16 protein-coding genes are annotated in these 20,992 nt (G+C 41.0%); 4 read left to right on the top strand and 12 right to left on the bottom strand.

The features are described 5' to 3' along the window. Positions 1–26 precede the first annotated feature (26 nt). The 4 genes from JMX91_RS02715 to fmt form a co-directional block, all read right to left on the bottom strand. Positions 27–1,124, bottom strand: a complete 1,098-nt coding sequence (locus JMX91_RS02715) for a LysM peptidoglycan-binding domain-containing protein (protein WP_201547557.1) — start codon at positions 1,122–1,124, stop codon at positions 27–29. Between the two features lie 324 nt (positions 1,125–1,448). Then, positions 1,449–2,870 carry a threonine synthase gene (gene thrC, locus JMX91_RS02710; RefSeq protein ID WP_201547556.1) on the bottom strand — a complete coding sequence of 474 codons (1,422 nt, stop codon included), beginning with the start codon at positions 2,868–2,870 and terminating at the stop codon, positions 1,449–1,451. Between the two features lie 46 nt (positions 2,871–2,916). Next, the gene (locus JMX91_RS02705; RefSeq protein ID WP_201547555.1) at positions 2,917–4,503 is read right to left on the bottom strand and encodes a transcription antitermination factor NusB; all 1,587 of its coding nucleotides are present in this window, start codon (positions 4,501–4,503) and stop codon (positions 2,917–2,919) included. 65 nt (positions 4,504–4,568) lie between these two features. Then, positions 4,569–5,639 (bottom strand): methionyl-tRNA formyltransferase, encoded by a 1,071-nt coding sequence (fmt, locus tag JMX91_RS02700; RefSeq protein ID WP_201547554.1) that lies wholly within the window; start codon positions 5,637–5,639, stop codon positions 4,569–4,571. Positions 5,640–5,950: 311 nt separating this feature from the next. On the opposite strand from fmt, the gene JMX91_RS02695 reads away from it, so the two are divergent. Further along, on the top strand, positions 5,951–8,704 hold the full coding sequence (locus JMX91_RS02695) for a hybrid sensor histidine kinase/response regulator (RefSeq protein ID WP_201547553.1): 2,754 nt from the start codon (positions 5,951–5,953) through the stop codon (positions 8,702–8,704). Positions 8,705–8,809: 105 nt separating this feature from the next. Here JMX91_RS02695 and JMX91_RS02690 read toward each other — a convergent pair whose 3' ends face one another. From JMX91_RS02690 to rpmH, 8 genes are all read right to left on the bottom strand, one after another. Next, on the bottom strand, positions 8,810–9,484 hold the full coding sequence (locus tag JMX91_RS02690; protein ID WP_201547552.1) for a riboflavin synthase: 675 nt from the start codon (positions 9,482–9,484) through the stop codon (positions 8,810–8,812). Between the two features lie 431 nt (positions 9,485–9,915). After that, a complete protein-coding gene (gene ribD, locus JMX91_RS02685) occupies positions 9,916–10,971 on the bottom strand; it encodes a bifunctional diaminohydroxyphosphoribosylaminopyrimidine deaminase/5-amino-6-(5-phosphoribosylamino)uracil reductase RibD (RefSeq protein WP_201547551.1) in 1,056 nt (351 codons plus the stop codon). Between the two features lie 126 nt (positions 10,972–11,097). Next, positions 11,098–11,556, bottom strand: a complete 459-nt coding sequence (gene nrdR / locus JMX91_RS02680) for a transcriptional regulator NrdR (RefSeq protein ID WP_201547550.1) — start codon at positions 11,554–11,556, stop codon at positions 11,098–11,100. 87 nt (positions 11,557–11,643) lie between these two features. Beyond that, a complete protein-coding gene (mnmE, locus tag JMX91_RS02675; RefSeq protein WP_201547599.1) occupies positions 11,644–13,032 on the bottom strand; it encodes a tRNA uridine-5-carboxymethylaminomethyl(34) synthesis GTPase MnmE in 1,389 nt (462 codons plus the stop codon). Positions 13,033–13,310: 278 nt separating this feature from the next. Further along, positions 13,311–14,993, bottom strand: a complete 1,683-nt coding sequence (yidC, locus tag JMX91_RS02670; protein ID WP_201547549.1) for a membrane protein insertase YidC — start codon at positions 14,991–14,993, stop codon at positions 13,311–13,313. 215 nt (positions 14,994–15,208) lie between these two features. Continuing rightward, positions 15,209–15,589, bottom strand: coding sequence for a membrane protein insertion efficiency factor YidD (gene yidD, locus JMX91_RS02665; protein ID WP_201547548.1), 381 nt, complete (start codon positions 15,587–15,589; stop codon positions 15,209–15,211). A 1-nt stretch (position 15,590) separates the two neighbouring features. Then, positions 15,591–15,962, bottom strand: coding sequence for a ribonuclease P protein component (gene rnpA, locus JMX91_RS02660; RefSeq protein ID WP_201547547.1), 372 nt, complete (start codon positions 15,960–15,962; stop codon positions 15,591–15,593). A 179-nt stretch (positions 15,963–16,141) separates the two neighbouring features. After that, on the bottom strand, positions 16,142–16,276 hold the full coding sequence (gene rpmH / locus JMX91_RS02655; RefSeq protein ID WP_007394757.1) for a 50S ribosomal protein L34: 135 nt from the start codon (positions 16,274–16,276) through the stop codon (positions 16,142–16,144). Between the two features lie 588 nt (positions 16,277–16,864). On the opposite strand from rpmH, the gene dnaA reads away from it, so the two are divergent. The 3 genes from dnaA (at position 16,865) to recF (ending at position 20,990) form a co-directional block, all read left to right on the top strand. Beyond that, positions 16,865–18,304, top strand: a complete 1,440-nt coding sequence (dnaA, locus tag JMX91_RS02650) for a chromosomal replication initiator protein DnaA (RefSeq protein WP_201547546.1) — start codon at positions 16,865–16,867, stop codon at positions 18,302–18,304. Positions 18,305–18,464: 160 nt separating this feature from the next. Beyond that, on the top strand, positions 18,465–19,640 hold the full coding sequence (gene dnaN, locus JMX91_RS02645) for a DNA polymerase III subunit beta (protein WP_201547545.1): 1,176 nt from the start codon (positions 18,465–18,467) through the stop codon (positions 19,638–19,640). A gap of 138 nt (positions 19,641–19,778) precedes the next feature. After that, entirely contained in the window at positions 19,779–20,990 is a 1,212-nt protein-coding gene (gene recF / locus JMX91_RS02640; RefSeq protein ID WP_201547544.1) for a DNA replication/repair protein RecF, read from the top strand. Positions 20,991–20,992 lie beyond the last annotated feature (2 nt).

Raw genomic sequence — 20,992 nt, 5'->3', positions numbered from 1 at the left:
ATTGCTTAATAAAGCCTTATAGCTATTTATAAATAAGGAGGTGGTAACAACTGATCGCCAATATTAAGTGGTAGCTCAGAGTCTAGTACGTAAGCATAGCTGATGTGATCAAAGGTATTGAAAACCATCACCATACCGCTAGGCTCGTTTGGTAGACGGACTGGTGTATCATTATCTTTAGTATCACGTACCAAAGGCCCTTTTTGATATACCGTCAACACATCACCCGGCTTAGCACCTTGTAAGCTACCTAAATTAATGGCGACCACACTACCCTTCGCAGCCGAGCTGATAGAGTCCATCACACGTACGATCATACCACCGCGACTGACACTTGCAGGCGTTGGATAAAAGACAGGAGGAATAGCGTTGTCTAACTCTACAAAGACGCGATCCCCTTCACGCACTTCTTTGCCATAGCTATCGATAAGCTGCAAGCTAGTCACACCATTACTTTCTGTAGAAGTAACAAGACCAGTCGCTACCTGCGTAACTTCTAAGCCTATCACTTCTTGCGTTTTGGGGTCTACATATAGCTCACCCTCACGGTAGACGCCGTAACGTTGGCCTACGATAAGCGGTACGCCTTTAGCATAGACCTTATCACCACGCGCAGTAATTAAGTTACGGTTTTTAGAAGCTAAAATATAAGGCGTGGTATTAAAGTCTTGGGGATTAACGATAAGCGTTTTATCAAGCCAATGCTGAATAGCCGACCACGGAATAGGAGGGATGCTATTGGCCGTCGAAGTAATCGCGACCGTGCTCGTACTTACATTTCCAGTAAGCTGCTTTTCAACGCCAGCACAACCTTCACCAGTATCAACGCCAATCAGTGTTTTTCCTTGAATTACACAAAGAATGAGAACGTCATTAGGGTAAATAAGGTTTGGATTTTTGATTTGCTTATTGGTTGCCCAAATTTCTTTCCAGCGCCATGGGCTATCTAGATAGCGACCTGAGATATCCCATAAGGTATCGCCTTTTTTGACGATATAACGATTGGGCGCATCAGCTTTGATAGTTGGCGGCGGATTGTTAGCTTGAGCCGTGCTCATCAACATGGCACTACTAAACGTCGTCATTAACAGTGCTTTTGCTATCTTTTTTAAGCTCATCTTCATCGTTATATCCACAATATGTACCACTGTGTTCGACGCAAAGAACTGTACTTGATTTATTACTGTGAAAATCTCTTGGATTAATAAAAAATCAAATTTATCAGTAACTTATTAGTAAAATTCTCATGGCGATTATAGGGTAACTGTTCAGTGTAATTGGCTAGAATAATTCCTAAAAAAGCGCCTAGCACGATGATGATTTGCTGACGCCGTTTCTAATATTACAATTATATCTACCATAACACAATCATAAACACTTTATTACAATGGTGTAACTTTCACGCGGATACTTTTCTTATTGATGATAAGCTTAAAGACCGTAATTACCTAAGCAGGATTCGGTGCGACATGTTGGCGGATTTGTTCAGCAACCAGTTCGGCCTTATTATCCAGTATCACTACGTACTGTGGTAAATCTTCTAACCCTTTAGTATGCGCTGGACGCTCAATGTCTATTTGACCTACTGCTTCAACAATAGTGTCAGCGAACTTAACGGGTAATGCCGTTTCTGCACAAACGATGATTTCGCCATCTAACTGTCGCTCTTTGGCAACTTTAATGCCGTCTGCAGTATGTGGATCAACCAATTCACCATGCTGTTCATAAAGCGCTTTGATAGTCTGCAAGCGATCGTTGTGAGTAGATTTACCAGCAGCAAAGCCATAACGCGTATTAACTGATTCCATCAACTCAGACAAGTCAAACCCTCGGCCTGATTTTACGCCATCGAATAGTTCATGAACACGTGCGCTGTCTTTTTCCAGTAGTAAATAAACAAAACGCTCAAAGTTAGACGCTTTTGAAATATCCATTGACGGGCTTGAAGTGACATAAGTTTTTTCAGTCGGACGTGGCTGATAAGCGCCTTGATTGAAGAAGTCATTTAAAACGTCGTTTTCATTGGTTGCGACAATCAGACGGTCAATTGGCAGTCCCATTTCGCGAGCGATGTGACCAGCACAAATGTTACCAAAGTTACCTGATGGTACGCTAAAGCTGACTTTTTCATCGTTGCTCGTCGTGACCGCAAAGTAAGCTTTAAAGTAATAAACGATCTGCGCTAGTATGCGACCCCAGTTGATAGAGTTGACCGTACCCAAGTTATATGCTGCTTTGAATTCAGCATCTTGCTGTAGCGCTTTTACGATATCTTGACAATCATCAAACATACCGTCGATAGCGATATTATGGATATTGTCATCGGTCAAGCTATACATTTGCGCGCGTTGAAACTCACTCATTTTGCCATGCGGTGACAGCATAAAGACTTCGACATTTTCTTTGCCGCGCAGTGCATATTCTGCTGCACTACCCGTATCACCACTGGTCGCACCAATAATGGTAACACGAGCATCTTTTCTTTTGAGCACATATTCAAACGCATTGCCCAAGAATTGCATGGCAACGTCTTTGAACGCTAGTGTTGGGCCGTTCGACAATCCTAAAATGTATAAGTTATCTTCTAGCTTGCGGACAGGGACAATGTCATCAGAGCCAAATACATCAGCAGTATAAGTACGCTCAATAATATCTTGCAAATCAGCCGCAGGAATATCAGTGGCAAAACGTTGCATGATCGCCATCGCAAGCTGTGGATAGCTGAGCGTACGCCACTCGTCGAGTACAGCGCTATGAATGTTTGGATAATGCTCAGGCAGCATCAAACCACCGTCTGGCGCAAGACCCATTAAAAGCACATCACTAAAGTCCATCGGCGCTGTCTGACCACGAGTACTGATATATTTCATTAGATTGTCCTGTCTACAATAATGTTATTCAATAGTTAAAAACGGTTTATTCAGCAGTCTTGTGCAATAACGCATAATAAAAACCATCACCGCTGGTACTATCGATCGGTAAGCACTGGCGACCGATAGTTTGCGCGATACCCCAGTTGCAATCCTCGGTAAATTCAATTGCTACCGCATCATTATGATGAGTGATAAAGTCCTGCATTTGCTCGACGTTCTCTTGCTTTAAGATAGAACATGTCACATACAGCAGATAACCACCAGCTTTCAATTGCGGCCATAGGTTATGCAAGATATCGGCTTGCAACAGCGCCGTTTGCTCGATGTCTTCTTCTGTACGCAGGATACTGATATCAGGATGACGACGAATCACGCCAGTCGCAGTACAAGGAGAATCCAATAATATCGCATCAAATACCGGCTCATTTGTCGCCGCTTTTTTATTCTTGCCATGCTGCCATCTGGTCGCATCTGCACAGACAATGTTCAATGCGATGCTGTTATCTGCTTGTTGCAAATCATGCTGACTCAGATTTAGACGCTGTAAATTCTCACGAATACGCTCGATACGTGGTGCTTCGTTATCAATAGCCGTTACTTTGATATCAGCAGTCACAGGCGACGTTTCAGCATTGTCTTGTTTCACGTGAAACAACGATGATTCGTCATTAGCGCTTATGAGCTCTAACCAGTGAGCAAGCTTGCCACCAGGTGCCGCACATGCATCTAAAATGTGTAGCTCATTATTACTTTCATCACTGTCGCTATCAGTATTCGCATTTTCAGCAATGAGCTTAGCCATCAATGCTTTATTAATGATTGGTGCAGCTAACTGAGCATGCATGTCTTGGACGCTAGCAGTTCCTAAGGCGAAATCAGGCAAAGCGTTAACGGCAGTGCTTTGATGTAGTCTAAGACCTTTGGTTGATAGCATTGTAGCAGTGGTAGACTCTGACGAATTCGCCAAGTTAAAACCAGTCGTTAGCTCAACGATGTCTGCATCAATTTCTGCCCCATCCAACGCATGCTGATAGTCCTCTACCGAAGTCACGGCCGAGTTTACTCGTAAAAACATCGGTGCTGGTTGGCGCAAGCCTTGTGTCAGCTCATCATACTGCTCGCTCCAGTCTTGCTTAAGCTGATAAGCGAGCCAATTCGGTAGGCTATGCTTTTTATCGCACTTCTTACGGAATTTGCTTGGGTTCTTAGCAACTTTACGCAAAATAGCATTTACTAAACCAGTCGAATGAGCAAACTCAATCTCTTTTGCCGCTTCAACCGTCTCATGAATAGCCGCATGATCAGCCACTTCTAAATACAGCAACTGCACTAAGCCCACTTGAATCGTAGTGCGAACTTCAACTTCATCAATAGGATTGTCTGCTAACGTGTCAAGCAATCGCGCAAGGGCGTGCCATTGGCGTAATGTCGTCAACAATAACGCATGAGCAAAGCCTTTGTCACCATCATGTAGACTATTTAGTAACGGGTCAAGGACGCTTGAGAGCGACTGACCATTTTGAATGGCCAGTAAGGTACGAATCACACGCACGCGTACGCTACCATTCATAATAAGGTTGCTTGATGGTTTGAGCTTATTGTTTCTAGGCGCAGTACTGTTTTGTCTCATTAAATTTCATTTCCTTGACGTATGGTCGATAGCGTCTTGTGCAAGTAGGTTAAATATAAGTAACGTTATTTTGATTCTGTCGTAAATTGATCGCCGTCATTTAATTGGTTGCCGTGGCAAACTTGTTCAGCAGTCATTGGCTTACCACCCGCAAACTGTAAATGAGTAATGGCTAAAGTAGTGGCCGACGACTTGGTATCATTCTCCTTACCACAAGCGACTAAAATCGCTTTGCGTCCAACACTGATAACCGTTCCTGCGGGCTCATTGGTTTGCTGAGATGTATTCACAGGTAAGCTAGCCAACACTTTGACACGTTGCCCTGCCAAAAAAGTATAAGCGCCCGGCCATGGGGTCAGCCCTCGGATTTGGCGTTCAATAATGGCAGCAGACTGCGACCAGTCAACTTCGCCTTCGGTTTTGACCAGTTTTTCAGCGTAGTTGGCTTGACTATCATCTTGAGCGATAGCTTGAGCTTGATAAGTGGGCAAATCCTTTAATACCGTACTAATGGCTGTCGCACCAAGTGCAGCCATCTTATCATGTAGGCTAGCAGCGGTATCATCAGAGGCAATACTTTCGCTAACTTTATAAAGCATGTCACCCGTATCCAGACCTTTGTCCATCTGCATAATGGTAATGCCGGTCTCATCGTCTCCGGCCAAGAGTGCACGATGGATAGGTGCAGCACCGCGCCAGCGTGGTAACAGTGAAGCATGAATATTCAAACAACCATGAGTAGGCGTCTCTAATACACCAATAGGTAGAATCAATCCGTAAGCGGCGACAATCATCACATCAGGCTGATAGGTGCGCAGAGTTTGCCTAGCAGCTAGCCCTTCTGCGCTAGACTTTTTAAAAGTGACTGGCTGCTCTACAGCGATATCATTTGCCAATGCAACTTCTTTTACCGCAGAGGCTGACAATTTTTGACCACGACCTGCTTTACGATCAGGCTGCGTGTAAACAGCGACTATTTCTATATTCAGCGCTTCTTGCTGATTAATTAACGACTCAAGGCTGATAGCAGCAAATTCAGGCGTACCCGCAAATACTACCCTTAATCGGTTAGTAGTTGGGTTATCATGGTCAGTAAGCGAGTTAGATGTATCAAAGGTAGGAGCAGTTGTAGTCATAGTCATGCATTATATAAGGTTTATTTGTTCATTATAGGTGAGTTTACGGCGCAGTGCCATGATTGTAATGACCTCACTTCGTGATAACCAATGACATTATTTGCCTTTATAATCTTAAGGACATCAAACGCTCTGTTTATAATTTTTACAAAACAATTTGGCGTTAATAACTACTCTCTGTAAACAGTAAGCCGTTATTCTGCTATAAATAGAGGCTAAGTATTAATAACCTTAGGTAGTTCAGCTACTGTACATAAAAAATTCATTATAATTTCACTATATTTTTCGTGTCGAGATAGGGCCACGCTTTCATGCAACAGTTCCAGTCCTTACAGCGCTTATTGATTTTTTATACCTTGTCTCTCACGGTTATGTTACTGCTGTACTATGTCATACTGTTTGATGGGATGAAAAAACATAGTGAGCAACATAGCATAGATACTTTTTATTCCCTACAGCACAGCATTATTGAGCATGCAGTGCCTCTAGATAGTGAAATAAAAACAATCTTAGAACAGCCTACTTTTGATCAACTGAGTTATCAGCTGATTTTGATGATGCCTTCTGGGCAGACCTATATTCATCATAATACTCGTCCTAATGAATCTGCTTTTCCTACCGTTGCTTTCCCTACCATCGGTACATCAGCTTCTAGCAGCAGCGACCATAGCTCTTATACCGTCAATAGCAATGAACTAACAGGAATCATTAATCTAAAAAGCGGACATCAGATTTATATTGTACTACGCCATGAGCCTTTTGTTGTCGACTGGATATCTTACCGTTACTGGCTTCCTTTGATGGTCGCCATCGTACTATTTTTCATGGCATTGCTCTATATGCTCAATCGTCGTACTAACTGGGAACAGTTACTGGTTTATACGGATAATTTGAGTAGCCGCGCAAAAGAATCTTATACGCCGCCGCCGTTTTTACAAAAGAAATCTACTACCGAGTTCATGCTGTTAGGTCATGCGCTAAGTCGCGTTAGCTACCAACTACATAATGACTATCGGCGTATCAAAACATTGACTCATCGTTTAGAGCGCTTGGTTGATCAGGCACCCTTACCGATGTTGATGAGTATACGACATGGTCAAATTAGCTTCTATAATCAACGCTTTGAGCAAGTATTTACCCCTCCTACCCAGAGTGAACAGAGCTATGAGCTGACTGATTTCGTTGAAGGGAAAGATGAAGCCACTCAAATACTGTTAAAAACTGTTTCAAGTTTACGCGTTACTCGCACACTCATAGTTTATGGCTTGGAAAACAAACAAGCCTACCAACTACACGTGACACCATGGTTCGGCGAACATGGGCAAGTTCACGGTTTTACTGTGATTTTTAATAATATTGATGAGATTTTCCATCAATCTGAACAACTACAGCTGCACAACCAACAACTGCAATTACAAATTGATGAATCAAACGAAGCCCAAGCATTTATAGGTCGTAAGTTAAGGTTACCACTAGAGAAGATAATTGATTCATTGGAACCCATCGACCCTTCAACATTGACGGCTCAAGGCAAAAAAACTCTAAATACATTAATTACAACCAGTCAAAGCATGTTGACTGTGCTCAATGAGACGCTAGCAACAGAGGAAGTTGAAGTCCGAAAAACACGTCTAAGTATCGAAACGGTTGATATTTATAAAGTAAGCAAAGAGGTTAGCAATTTAGTCACAAAAGAAATAAGACAACAAGGGTTAGAATTGATCTATTTCTTTGCGCCAGACTGTCCTCGTTACATCGAAACTGATTACATTCGACTGCACCATATCCTATTAAACCTGTTGAAAAACGCTATTAGTTTTACAACATCAGGCTATGTCGCGCTCACTGTTGATCGTGTACCTGGAGATAAAGTAACGCGAATAAGTAATCAGCATTTAACTCCTAACAATGACACGACAATGCCTGCGCAGACATCTTATTGGATTCGGTTTAGCGTAAAAGACACTGGAGCAACTATTACTCCTGAGAGAAAAAATCAATTAGTCAATATCTTGAATCAAAGCAATCATAACTTAGTTGAAGACAGTAATGTTGGCTTAATGGATGCCAATAGCTTTGCTCAGTTACTCGGCGGTTTTATCGAACTAAATAATACGGTGGATAAAGAAACGATATTTAGCCTCTACCTTCCTTATCCTCATGCCACTTATCAATCGGTATATCATCGTTGTTCGCAGCTGCCCCATATTCACCTTATCGCTGTCATCAATCAGCCTCTAGTTGCTGAACATTTACAACGTTTGTGCGAGTACTTAACGATATCCATAACTATCTACAGCACTTTAGATAGAGCCACTGTACAGCAGCTAAAAAATAAATTAAAACAAGATGAGCAAACCGTCATTCCTGTCTTGCTATTAGATTATGAATACAGCGAATCTATCACCTTATCAGTTCATGCGAGTAACAAGTATAACGAGCAGCAAGAAGCATTAAATGACCTAGTCACGACGCCTTCACTACCGAAGATATTACTTAGCATGAAACTTGAAAGGCATATCCCTTCTACTTTACTAGGCCAGTATGATGGATTTTTGACCAAACCCTTGGACGCAAGTTTACTACTGTCTGAGCTACTACGCTTAACCTTGTTTGCAAGGAAAACGCTAAACATACTGGTCAAACATCAATACGACAGCAGTCTATCTTTTGTAGAAGATACACCTAAGAAAGAAATCTTGTCTCCACTGATTTTGGTCGTAGAAGACAGTCCTACTAACCAAAAGATAGCCTGTAAGATGTTAAGTAAGCTTGGTTATCGTAGTATTGTCGCAGAAGATGGACAGCAAGCACTCGAGAAACTCAAAAGCCAACGTGAAGAGATCTCTCTGATTTTGATGGACTGCCGGATGCCCGTTATGGATGGCTTACAAGCCACACAAGTGATTCGTTCACAAGGCGATAAAATACCGATTGTGGCGCTAACTGCAAATAATACAGAAGAAGATCGCGAGGCTTGTATGCAAGTTGGTATGGACGAATTTTTATCCAAACCCATTAGTAAGAAAGACTTAGAATCCGTTTTGCAGAGTTTTATACAATAAATCTCTAGTGCAAATAAAAAACACCCTATCGATATCACTTAATCAAAGTAATATCGATAGGGTCGAAAACTTGGTGCGAGGATGCTATTTCGGTAAGCTTAATTGTTATTTCATAAACCCATTATCGGCCAAAAATGCTTCTGTGATTTGGCTTTGCGGGTTTGATGCGTTCATATCGCCAGATTGAGATTTGTTTAATAGACGCTCTAGATAACGGGCAACGATATCTACTTCAATATTAACTTTGTTACCTACTAACCAATGCTTAGCAATATTCGTCACTTGGGCAGTATGCGGAATGATATTTAGAGAGACAATATTGTCACGCACTAAATTGGTCGTCAGACTAATACCATCTACTGTAATAGAGCCTTTGGTCGCTGTATAATGCGCTAGCTCTTGCGGTATCTCAATCTCAATATAGATAGAACGAGCATCTTGTTGTAATTTACTAACGACCCCTACTCCATCTACATGACCAGCGACAATATGACCACCAAAACGAGTCGTCGGTAGCATAGCCTTTTCTAGATTGACGGTATGTCCTGCTTTTAACCCTTCTAATGCTGTTCTAGCAATCGTTTCACGTGAGACATCAACAGAGTAGTAGTTACTTCCGAGCTCTACCACGGTTAAACAAATACCATTTGATGCAATAGAATCGCCTAGCTTCACGTCACTGAAATCCAAGTCATCAGACTCTACCGTCAAACGTATGTCACCGCCTGTCGCCTGCATCGATTTAACTTTTCCAACGCTTTCTATAATTCCAGTAAACATATTATCCTCATCTCATTACAGTATTGCCGTTATAGGCGAATATTTTAGTTTATCAAATCAACTATCAATTCTTCATCACAATTTGTTCAAATAGCTGACAGTGAAACATCAATAGATTTGACCTTTAATAGGATAGATTGTGGATAAGTAGGGATAAATCAATAGAGGTATAGCTATAACCCGCTATAAATACATAGTTATCCACAACGAATGCAAATTTCACATGAAGTATACCTACCTAGTAAAAAACCAATAAGTTATTGATTTTAAATAACATTCGATAAAAAACTCAAGATGAATATATCTTTTCCGTTTCATGTGAAACAAAGTTATACACAGTTCCATGTGAAACACGTAAATCAATGATAAATTTATCCACATTCTAAGCTTATTCTTATGATTTGTGGACAACCTACTTATACGAAGAATATTTATAAAGGTAATAAGGTTAATTTAAGATCTGGACCAAGCTGTTGATGACTTTCTATATCAAACCGTAACTGCTGAGCAAGGGACATAGGATTGAAATCAACCATGGGACGAGCTTGCTCACCAAGTAAACAAGGTGCTTGATACACGATTAGCTCATCTACCAACTGTTGACTCAAAAAACTACCTGCAACGCTAGCACCTGCCTCCACTAACACGTCATAGCATTGATGCTCACTGACTAACTTAGCCAACAACGCCGGCAAATCATCTTCATGCCAATAAATAGTATCTGGATGCTGACACAGCTGATAATCAGACTGTAGACTGTGCTTTAAACGCTGACGCCTATCAAGTATGACTATTTTAGGGTTAGGTATTTTTTCAGGTGGTACGTCCAATTGTTCTGAGCGCACATTGAGCTGCGGGTTATCAGTTATTACGGTTTCACTACCTGTGATAATCGCACCACTTTGTGCTCGTAGTTTTTGTACATCTTCGCGGGCAGCTGTCGAGGTAATCCACTTTGATTCACCAGATGCCATCGCTGTACGGCCATCTAAACTGGTCGCTATTTTCAATCGTACATAGGGCATTTTAGTGCGCATGGCTTTTAGAAACCCACGGTTTAGCGCCTCTGCCTGCTCTGTCAGGACACCGACTGTTACCTCAATGCCAGCTTGTTCTAATAGTTTCACACCGCGACCTGCGACCTGCGGATTTGGATCCAGACCTGCAATTACAACGCGCTTTACCTTAGTAGCAACCAGCGCCAACGCACATGGCGGCGTACGTCCTGTATGACTACAGGGCTCTAATGTTACGTAAGCAGTTGCTCCTGCTGCTCGTGTACCCGCTTCTTTCAACGCAAATATTTCTGCATGGGGCTCACCAGCTTTAGGGTGAAACCCTTGACCAACAATCTGCTCTGCCTGAACAATAACGCAGCCTACGGCAGGATTCGGTCTAGTAGTATACAAACCGCGCTTCGCTTGTTCGATAGCAAGCATCATAAAGTAGCGGTCTTGTGCATCTTGGGCATGGCTTTGAATAGACATAAGGCTAGGCTCAATAAATGATTGAGGGTTCTATATAAGAAAGTAAGGTTTGAAAGCTGATTGATAATTCTGATTAGTAATTAGGAATCACTTATCAACTAAGGCTTATTTAAAAACTTACTTCGCCTACTTTTCATTTGGACGAATATTGGCAATTTCTTGATGAAATGCATCGATATCTTGAAAGTCGCGATACACACTAGCAAAGCGTACGTAGGCGACATCATCCAAAATTTTGAGTTCACTCATGATAATTTCACCCAAGACTTTACTACTGATTTCTCGCTCACCCATTTGCCTAACACGTTTTTCGATACGACTAATCATCGCCTCTTGCTCATCAATAGTGATAGGACGCTTTTGCAACGGCAATAAAATAGAACGGCGCAGCTTTTCATTGTCATAAGGTTCAATCTTATTGCTTGATTTGATAATCCTTGGCATGACAACTTCTACCATCTCAAAAGTCGTAAAACGTTCTTGGCAACTGTTACACGAACGGCGTCGACGCACTTGTGCACCTTCCGCAGCAAGACGTGAGTCAATAACCTTGGTCTCTGACGCATTACAGTACGGACAGTGCATAGCATTTCCTTATTTTACGATTGAGAATAAGAACAGTGTTTTCAAGACAGATAGTTTTGATAAATAATAAAAAACACCATTTACCCGTTATTTACCAATACAAAAGCTGCCGAATATCTTACCCAATAAGTCATCGGCGCTGAACTCACCTGTAATTTCACCCAAACTCTGCTGTGCCTGACGTAAGCTATCAGCAACTAACTCACCCGCTTCGAATACGGTTAATTGTTCATGAGCTTCTGCCAAGAAATTAGCAGTTCGTCTAAGCGCGTCTAAATGTCTGGTACGAGCGATCAAGCTATTCTCTGGTGGATGAAAGCCTACTTTCTCACATAGTGCTTCAACCAAATTATCAATACCAACACCTGTTTCACATGAAACATTAACTTGCTGATAACCTCTATTCTTGATTTCAGCTTGAGTCTTAGCAGCACTTTCTTCTCTATTATTATCGCTCAATAAATCGCTCTTATTAGCGATAATGAGTAAGCGTTTAGCTTCTGGCAACTCACCAAATAACTGTTCAGCAAGCTGTAAAGGTGTACTCTCTTCTTCAACATCGCGAGTCACATCGTAGACCATCAGTAGCATATCGGCTTGCGTGATGGCAGTACGGGCACGCTCAATTCCGATACGCTCCACAGTGTCTTCTGTCTCGCGTAGGCCTGCCGTATCGGTCAGATGTAGCGTCAAACCATTTAGCACGACTGTCTCTTGCAGCGTATCACGTGTAGTACCGGCAACATCAGTCACGATAGCACGCTCTTGCCCTGCAAGGCGGTTGAGCAAGCTAGATTTACCTGCGTTTGGCCTACCTGCTAGCACGACATGGATACCGTCGCGCAAAAGCTGACCTTGCTTTGCCGTTGCTAGAACTTGTTGTATCTTATCTTGCGTCTGCTCAAGTTTGCTTTGTATGACGCCATCAGACAAAAAGTCCACATCCTCTTCATCAGGGAAATCAATAGCAGCTTCGACATGTAAACGAAGGTGAATTAACTGTTCTAACAACTGGTTAATTTTTTGTGAAAACTCACCGCTTAGAGAGCGGATCGCACTACTGGCCGCGGCGGCACTGGTCGCATCAATCGCATCAGCTATCGCTTCTGCCTGCACTAAATCCAATTTATCATTATCAAAGGCACGGTAAGAGAACTCTCCTGCACTCGCTTGCTTGGCACCTAGCTCAAAAACCCGTGCAAGTAACTGGTTTTGTAAAATAACACCACCATGCCCTTGCAGCTCAATCACATCCTCACCTGTGAATGAATGAGGACCTTTGAAAAACAAGACTAATCCCTCATCAACGACAGTGCCATCAGCCTGATAAAAACGACAAAAGCTAGCCATTCGCGGCGTAAAAGCAGACTTACCTGTTAGAGCACATGCCATATCGTAAGCACGACTGCCTGATAGACGTATGACACCCACGCCCCCTCGCCCAAGCGGCGTTGCAATCGCAGCAATTGTGCCCAATCCAGATGTATTAGACTGTTCAGAAGAATTAGGTACGGCTAATGCTGTCTCTAAGGAATCCACAATGACTCTCAATGTTTAAAAGCTCCATTATAGACGTCTGGACTCATACTGACAAAGCAAACTTTGAAAGGTAGATGTATCAGACATATATTCGCTTCAATATTGATAAACTGTGGATAATGTTGATAAGCTGTGGATAACATTTACCACTTATCCACCAGCTATAAAAAAACCACCGCTTGCGCGATGGTTTTGTGTTTCTGACAAAGAACTAATTAATCGACTACTTTTACCGTACGACGCTTCTGCTCTTCATCGACTTTTTTATTGACGATATATTGCTGAGTCATACTAAACAGGTTGTTGACTGTCCAATATAGAACCAAACCTGCTGGGAAGAACAGCATGAATGCCGTAAAGATAATCGGCAAGAACTTCATGACTTTTGCCTGCATCGGATCTGCTGGCTGTGGGTTCAACTGTTGCTGTACAAACATCGACGCACCCATTAGCAACGGCAAGATAAACCATGGATCCATCGCTGATAGATCTTGAATCCACAAAATCCATGGTGCATGACGCAGCTCAACACTTTCTACTAATACCCAATACAAGGCTAAGAAAATAGGCATCTGCATCAAGATTGGTAGACAACCTGCCATCGGATTAACTTTTTCTTCTTTGTATATCGCCATCATTTCTTGCGACATCTTCATACGATCATCGCCATGCTCTTCTTTGAGCACTTTGAGTCTTGGTGCAATCGCACGCATTTTAGCCATCGAGTAGTAGCTCTTATTAGAGAACCACATTAAGGCAATTTTTACTAATATAGTCAGTAAAATAATTGACCAACCCCAGTTACCAACAACCTTATGCACACCTTCCAAAATAGCAAACAAGACCTTCGATATTGGCCACAGCAGACCATAATCAACTGTTTGGTTAAGACCTACCGCAACGTCTTTTAGCTCAGACTGAACTTTTGGACCTGCATATAATGTCGCATTCAAGGTAACTTGTTTATTTGGTGCTACGTTCACTGGTTGGCTATTGAAGCCGATAAAGTAATCACTACCTGTTTCACGGGTAAAGAATTTACCAGTGAAGTTTTCAGGCGTCCAAGCAGATACAAAGTAATGCTGTACGATACCAACCCAGCCTTTATCGCTAGTCGTCGTCAACTCACCATCACTAAAGTCACCAAATTTCAGCTTATTATAAGGATCATCTGGGGTACCCCAAGCGCCGCCTAAATAAGTCGCCATGCTCAGCGCGCCTTTATCAGACATACCAGGATCTTTACTATCATCACGCTTTAATTGCGCAAACATCTGACCTTGCCAAGCATTGGTAGACGCGTTTTGAATCTGATAGCTAATATCGATTGGATATTTGTTTTCAGTGAAAGTGAAAGTCTTGGTAATCGTTACACCGTCTTTTTTGTAAGTAAGCGGCACTGACAACGTTTGCTGTCCATCTTCCATCACATAATTGTTAGCAGTATGGTTATAAGTCGCTCTACCTTCTGCTGTATCAATACCGTTCTGACCAATAAGTCCAGATTGAGCCACATACACACGGTTACTGTTGTTTTCTAACAATACGAAAGGCTTATCGCTATCGAGCGTTGCGTCATACTGCTTGAGCGCAGCATAAACAATATCACCACCTTCTGGATTGATTTTTATATCATAGCGATCAGTTGTTACCGTGATTAGACCAGCGTTTTTCGCAGGAGTCGCTGTCACAGCACTGTTATCCACAGGTAATGTCTGTACCGGAATATCACCTGCTGCACCAGTAGTAGAAGGAATGTCAGCACCTACCGAATTCGTAGTTTCTGGCACCGCATCTACAGCTGGAGCATCGGCATAATCATCTCGCCATGCCAAAATCAGCAGATAAGCGGTAATTAGCATCGCAATGATGATCATCACCCGAAATATCTTTTGCATAAACCTTTCCTAGATTAAAAAATTAGGGAATGAAAAATTAGGGCATGTGTCATGACTGACCTACACAGCAGTCCTGTAACATTGCAACTGCATCGGTAGTCATTTACATAAAATGTGCATCATTTTACTAAAAATCTGTCTCAAATGATACCAAGAGTGTGGATAACTTGTGGGTAACTAAACAGAGTATCTATTTGAAACCAGAGAAAACGACTTTATGTCGATTTCATCAAATAATTAAGCTGTGAAACATAGCTAGTATTGTCTCGATAGACACCCAAACCCTGATTGTCAGTATTCGATACATCAGTAAAAGATATGTATTGATAGCTATAAGAAGCTAATGGTAAAGGTACAAAGTCTATGCCATGCCCACCTAAAGGGTGACACCTGCTAAGACGTTTTAACAACAACCAAATACCCTTACGAGCGCCATACCATATTAAAGCTTGTTTACCATAATTTGAGCATGTCGGATAATAGCGACAACGAGCAGGTATTACAGGACTAACTATTTTTTGATAAAAAACAATTAAATTAAAAAATATATTATGAGTAATTTTATTTATATTTTTTATTTTTAATAAAATATTCATTTTATTTTTTTTCTATTTTTTTAAATATATTTATTATTTGATTTTTCAGTTCTTTATTATCTATATCTTTAATAGATTTTTTTACAATAAAAACAATATCTTTATTTTCCATTTTAAAAGCTTTGGTACGGAACTCTTCACGCACATACCTTTTGATTAGATTACGAGCGACAGCAGTAGGTACTTTACGCTTGGTAATAGCCATACCGACTCGCGGCTGTGCATGCTCGTTAGCACGTACAAAAGCCATTAAATGACTCTGATGAATCTTGCGATCAGGTGCGTCAAATACCTCACGGAAGGCTGCAGGGGTAAGCAGGCGTTGCTGTTTAGTGAAACTAGCTGCAGATGTATCTGATAGAATATTGGACATAGTACAACCTAGTAGAATAACGATAGGAGAAATAATAACAAATTATAGAGACAAAAAAAGCGCCGATGTGGGCGCTTTTAATATATGGCTAAGTGTCAGTTGTGATGATTGACTATCGCAATCTATAAACAATAAGAACACAACAAGCACTATTAGCCATGCTTATCGCAATCTACTGATTATACAGTAAGGCGATGACGTCCTTTAGCGCGGCGACGAGCTAAGACCTGGCGGCCTTTTTTAGTTGCCATACGAGCACGGAAACCGTGAGTACGTTTACGCTTGATCACGCTTGGTTGGAATGTACGTTTCATAACTCACCTATCAAAATAATGGACTAAATTCGTAATAACGGAGGATTATACCATTCAGTATAGTTTTGGTCAATAAACTAATTTGCTTTGTCCCCAAATATGAAATACCTCATACAAATCTAGTAAAGATATTTCCTTAAAACCTATTTCTAGTTAACCAAATTTTATAGTTATATATTCTATAATTTACAAAGTTATCCACAGGTTAGTTTAAACACTATAATAATAATTAATTAATATAAATATAGTATTGTTATTATTGGGGCCATGATTATCTGTGGTTAAGTCTATTTTCCTTTTTATTATCAATTTACTAGGCTATGGGTAAGCCTGTGGATAAACTGTGGGTTAAATATGGATAACTAGCTTATGAAAGTTATGCACAAAACTGTCCACAGTCTTATCCACAAAAAACAAGGTTTTATCCACAGGGTATCTGTGTTAAATTAGGCGCTACTTGATATACACCTTCGTATAGGATATTGCACGAACTCTTTGGTTAGTTGTTCGTGTAATATCGAGGCTTAGGTAGCAGTTTATATTGCTAAAAAATAACTATTATTTCAGATTACAAGGTCAGTACTTTTCATGATAGACACAGCAAATATTTGGGATAAATGTCTAAACGATTTGCGTTATAACGTCAAAGACAACGTGTTTACTATGTGGCTGAGACCTCTGTCAGCTCATCAAGAAGCACAAACTTTGATTATTCTTGCTCCCAATGATTATTTTGTGACGTATATCAAGAAGAATCATCTTCAAGATATTCAGCAGTTGGTGACCAAACACAGTCAAGGTAGTATTGAAGAGGTCGTCGTACGTGTTGATAATGCTGGCCGCAATGCAGAAGATAACAGTCAATCAGGTTCTTTGTTTGTAGAAGACGAGGTCTCCCCTACCCCAACCGAACATAAATTTGAATCTATTCATCACAACAACGCAAAAGCAGATATCGAAGCGAACATGCGTCATACTGAGGCAGTTGAGTCTGCTGATACAAAATCATTAAGCTATCTGAACCCCGAATTTACTTTTGAAACCTTTGTTACAGGCAAGTCCAATAACTTGGCTTATAAGGCTTGTTATGAGCTTGGTAAGCGCCAATCAAAAAATCGTCACAATCCTTTATTTATATATGGTCCTTCTGGATTAGGAAAAACGCATTTAATGCATTCTGTAGCTCATCGCTATTTAAAAAATAATCAAAGTTTTTATTATTTCACTTCTGAAAAATTTATAAATCAATTAGTTTATTCATTAAGAAATAATAAAATAGAAGATTTTAAAAAGAAAATAAAAAAAGTAGATTTATTAATTGTAGATGATATTCATGTATTGGCAGGAAAGACTAAAAGTAGTAATGAGTTTCTAACATTATTTGCAGATTTTACTAGTGGTGATAAACAACTTATTTTAGCCTCTGATCGACATCCCTCCCAAATGACAGAGTTTGATGAACGATTTAGATCACGGTTTTCTTGGGGGTTAACAGTCGCTGTTGATCCTCCTGAGATTGATACTCGAGTGCAAATTCTGCAGAAAAAAGCAGCCTCCTACGGTATGGTATTGCCAAAGGAATGTGCATTATTCATTGCACAAAATGTGGTGTCTAATGTCAGACGTTTAGAAGGTGCCTTAAATCAGGTATTTGCCAATGCTAATTTGACAGGGGCTCAGATTACTCTTGAAATGGTGCAATATGCGCTAAAAGATATTGTTGCGATGCGTGTGCAAGCAGTGAATATGGATAACATCCGTAAGATAGTTGCTGAGTACTATGATGTCACGGTCAAAGATATTATGGGGCGTAAACGTACGCGTAGTATTGCAAGACCACGTCAAATAGCGATGGCTTTGTCGCGTGAATTAACAGGCGATAGCTTCCCTGAAATTGGTCAGTCGTTCGGTGGACGCGACCATACGACGGTGATGCACGCTTGCGATAAAGTAAATGAGTTAAGAGCAGCAGACCCTGCATTTGATAAGGATTATAAAACCCTAGCTTTAATGTTACAGGCAGGATAGAAGCGACAGATATCGTTGTATTCTAGTAGATACAGATGGTTTATAATATCGAAAATACAAGTGCACAGATGCTCTGTAGATTATCGTCAGCAGACAAGGTATTATTGAGTCATTACGATAAATTTTTATAAAAGAATCATTCAAACAAGAGTAATTAAGCATGCAATTATCGATCAATCGAGAATCGTTACTAAAAGCTATCAACTTGATCGCCAAAGCCGCTGATAAACGCCACAATATGGTTATATTGGGTAATATCAAGCTACAGCTATCAGATTCTGAGCTTATCTTAACAGCGTCAGATTTAGAGGTAGAGCTGACATCGACATTGAAATTGCCTGCTGGTGCTTGTGTTGAAGCAGGTACAACGACGCTTCCTGCAACCAAGCTAAAAGATATTTGTAAATCGCTACCTGCCCAAGCGCAAGTTAATCTAGCAACTCAAGCAAACGAGCGTTGCTTATTAACTAGTGGTAAGAGTCGTTTTACATTGGGAACATTGCCAAGCGAAGACTATCCGAGCTTAGGTAACCCTGAAAATATCACCCCTCTGACTATTAGCCGTAATCGTCTAACAGATTTGATTCATAAAACACAGTTTGCGATGGCAATTCAAGATGTACGCTATTATTTAACAGGTATGTTATTTGACGTTTCACAGCAGCAACTGACAACGGTAGCAACAGATGGCCATAGATTGGCATTAGCTCGTAGTGTGATCAATGTAAGCGCAGATCTCAATATGCAGGCTATCTTGCCACGTAAGGCAGTGATTGAGCTTGAGCGTTTAGCTTCTGAGCTTGGTAAAATGTTGGGTGATCAGGATAACGTAGTTACTCTGAGCTTCGGTCGAGAGTTCTTACAAGTAAGTTTGCCATTTGGCGATGTCGATAGTGCAGGACAGGTCAGCCAAGATCTAATGGTGACATTTACCGCGCGTTTGATTGATGGTAAGTTCCCTGATTATCGCCGTGTGATGCCGAGCAATACTGACAAGCTGGCTTTATTCAATCAGGAAAAAATGACAGACGTACTACGTCGTGTTGCCATCTTGAGTAATGAAAAATCTCGTGGTGTGGTCTTTAATTTTGCTAGCGATGGCATGGTCGAAGTACGTGCTAATAATGCTGAGCAGGATGAAGCAGTCGAGATGATACAAGCTAAGTATCAAGGTGAGCCAATGGAGTTGTCGTTTAATGCTGCTTATCTGCAAGATGTATTAGGTGTCATCCAAGGCGATTTGCAGATGCATATGAGCCAATCAAATGCTTCTGTACTGGTCAATCAACTAAATGATGAGTTCCATCAATATGTCATTATGCCAATGCGTATATAGCGTGTTTTTCTTTAAAAACAAATAGAATTGAATAGAAATAATACGTTCCAGAAAGTTTTATTCTCAGTGCTAAATATTGATTTTTAACAAACTTTTGCCTGCTTTGTTAGCAGGCTTTAATGGGCGGCTATCGATACTATGATTGAACGTCTACAAATATCCCATCTTAGAAACCTTACTCAAATTAGTGTAGAGCCTGCTGCTTGCAACATCATTATCGGAGCCAACGGTAGCGGTAAAACTTCGTTGCTCGAAGCTATATTCTTGTTATCAAGAGGTAAGAGCTTTCGCCATCACCAGCCCAAACGTTATATCCAGCATCATCAGAATAATACAACTGTTCATGCTAAGCTCAGTGATAGTCGTACTTTAGCTATTCAAAAGCAAGCAGATGCTACGACTATCTTACGTCTCAATCAAAACACTGTTTACAACCAAAGTATTTTAACGGAGCAGCTGCCTACGTTACTGATAGATCCATCGACAATGGATATGTTGGAGCAGGGAAGTGCGAGCCGTCGACAGCTGCTAGATTGGTTAGTGTTTCACATGAAACAAGGGTTTCATCCACAATGGATGGCTTATCAACGCCTCTTAAAACAGCGTAATAGTTTACTAAAAAGTACTCGTCATTTAACCCAAGTACAGCTAGCTGAGCTGAAATCTTGGGATAAAGGGTTGAGTAACCATGCTGCCTTGATTCATCATTATCGTGAACAGGTATTTACTGAATGGCAGCCTTATTTTGCCAAGAGTATCGTACAGCTATTGCCTTCTTATGCTGAGCAACTGAGCCTCAGCTATAACGCTGGTTACGACACCAGTGTCGCGCTAGATGTGCAGCTTAATGAGCGATTAGAGCAGGATTTGCAATTGGGATATACTCGTATAGGCAATCATCGTGCTGATATTCATGTGCATTGGTGTTCTAATGAGCCTATAAGCGACCAAACGACAGATGCAAGAACAGCAGCTTCAGTACACAGTGTTCAAACCAAATTACCGACCTTAAAAGAGCAGGCAGCGAATGTGTTGTCTCGCGGTGAAAAGAAACTGCTTATTACTGCACTGCGCCTATCGCAATTACCACTGTTGCTAAACGATGAAGAGCGTAGTAACTCACTCAATGATGATTTATCATCGAGAGCGACACCTGTTGTGCTCCTAGATGATATCACTGCAGAACTAGATGATAGAGCTATAGAAATACTGCTATCGACACTCGCTCAACTCCCTTGCCAAGTATTTATGACCAGTCTGACAGACGATATTTTACCTTTAGTTAATGAACTGTGGTCACAACCAAAAACGTTTCACGTGAAACAAGGTGAAGTTTCATTTACTGACTAATA

The sequence above is a fragment of the Psychrobacter sp. Pi2-1 genome (genome assembly GCF_904846645.1).
GTDB lineage: Bacteria > Pseudomonadota > Gammaproteobacteria > Pseudomonadales > Moraxellaceae > Psychrobacter.
This window is presented reverse-complemented; position numbering and strand designations above follow the sequence as displayed.

Excerpts from the sequence above, each read along its gene's own strand:
- JMX91_RS02715 (WP_201547557.1), bottom strand. The coding sequence starts at position 1,124 with ATGAAGATGAGCTTAAAAAAGATAGCAAAAGCACTGTTAATGACGACG.
- thrC (WP_201547556.1), bottom strand. The coding sequence starts at position 2,870 with ATGAAATATATCAGTACTCGTGGTCAGACAGCGCCGATGGACTTTAGT.
- JMX91_RS02705 (WP_201547555.1), bottom strand. The coding sequence starts at position 4,503 with ATGAGACAAAACAGTACTGCGCCTAGAAACAATAAGCTCAAACCATCA.
- fmt (WP_201547554.1), bottom strand. The coding sequence starts at position 5,639 with ATGACTACAACTGCTCCTACCTTTGATACATCTAACTCGCTTACTGAC.
- JMX91_RS02695 (WP_201547553.1), top strand. The coding sequence starts at position 5,951 with ATGCAACAGTTCCAGTCCTTACAGCGCTTATTGATTTTTTATACCTTG.
- JMX91_RS02690 (WP_201547552.1), bottom strand. The coding sequence starts at position 9,484 with ATGTTTACTGGAATTATAGAAAGCGTTGGAAAAGTTAAATCGATGCAG.
- ribD (WP_201547551.1), bottom strand. The coding sequence starts at position 10,971 with ATGTCTATTCAAAGCCATGCCCAAGATGCACAAGACCGCTACTTTATG.
- nrdR (WP_201547550.1), bottom strand. The coding sequence starts at position 11,556 with ATGCACTGTCCGTACTGTAATGCGTCAGAGACCAAGGTTATTGACTCA.
- yidC (WP_201547549.1), bottom strand. The coding sequence starts at position 14,993 with ATGCAAAAGATATTTCGGGTGATGATCATCATTGCGATGCTAATTACC.
- yidD (WP_201547548.1), bottom strand. The coding sequence starts at position 15,589 with ATGAATATTTTATTAAAAATAAAAAATATAAATAAAATTACTCATAAT.
- rnpA (WP_201547547.1), bottom strand. The coding sequence starts at position 15,962 with ATGTCCAATATTCTATCAGATACATCTGCAGCTAGTTTCACTAAACAG.
- rpmH (WP_007394757.1), bottom strand. The coding sequence starts at position 16,276 with ATGAAACGTACATTCCAACCAAGCGTGATCAAGCGTAAACGTACTCAC.
- dnaA (WP_201547546.1), top strand. The coding sequence starts at position 16,865 with ATGATAGACACAGCAAATATTTGGGATAAATGTCTAAACGATTTGCGT.
- dnaN (WP_201547545.1), top strand. The coding sequence starts at position 18,465 with ATGCAATTATCGATCAATCGAGAATCGTTACTAAAAGCTATCAACTTG.
- recF (WP_201547544.1), top strand. The coding sequence starts at position 19,779 with ATGATTGAACGTCTACAAATATCCCATCTTAGAAACCTTACTCAAATT.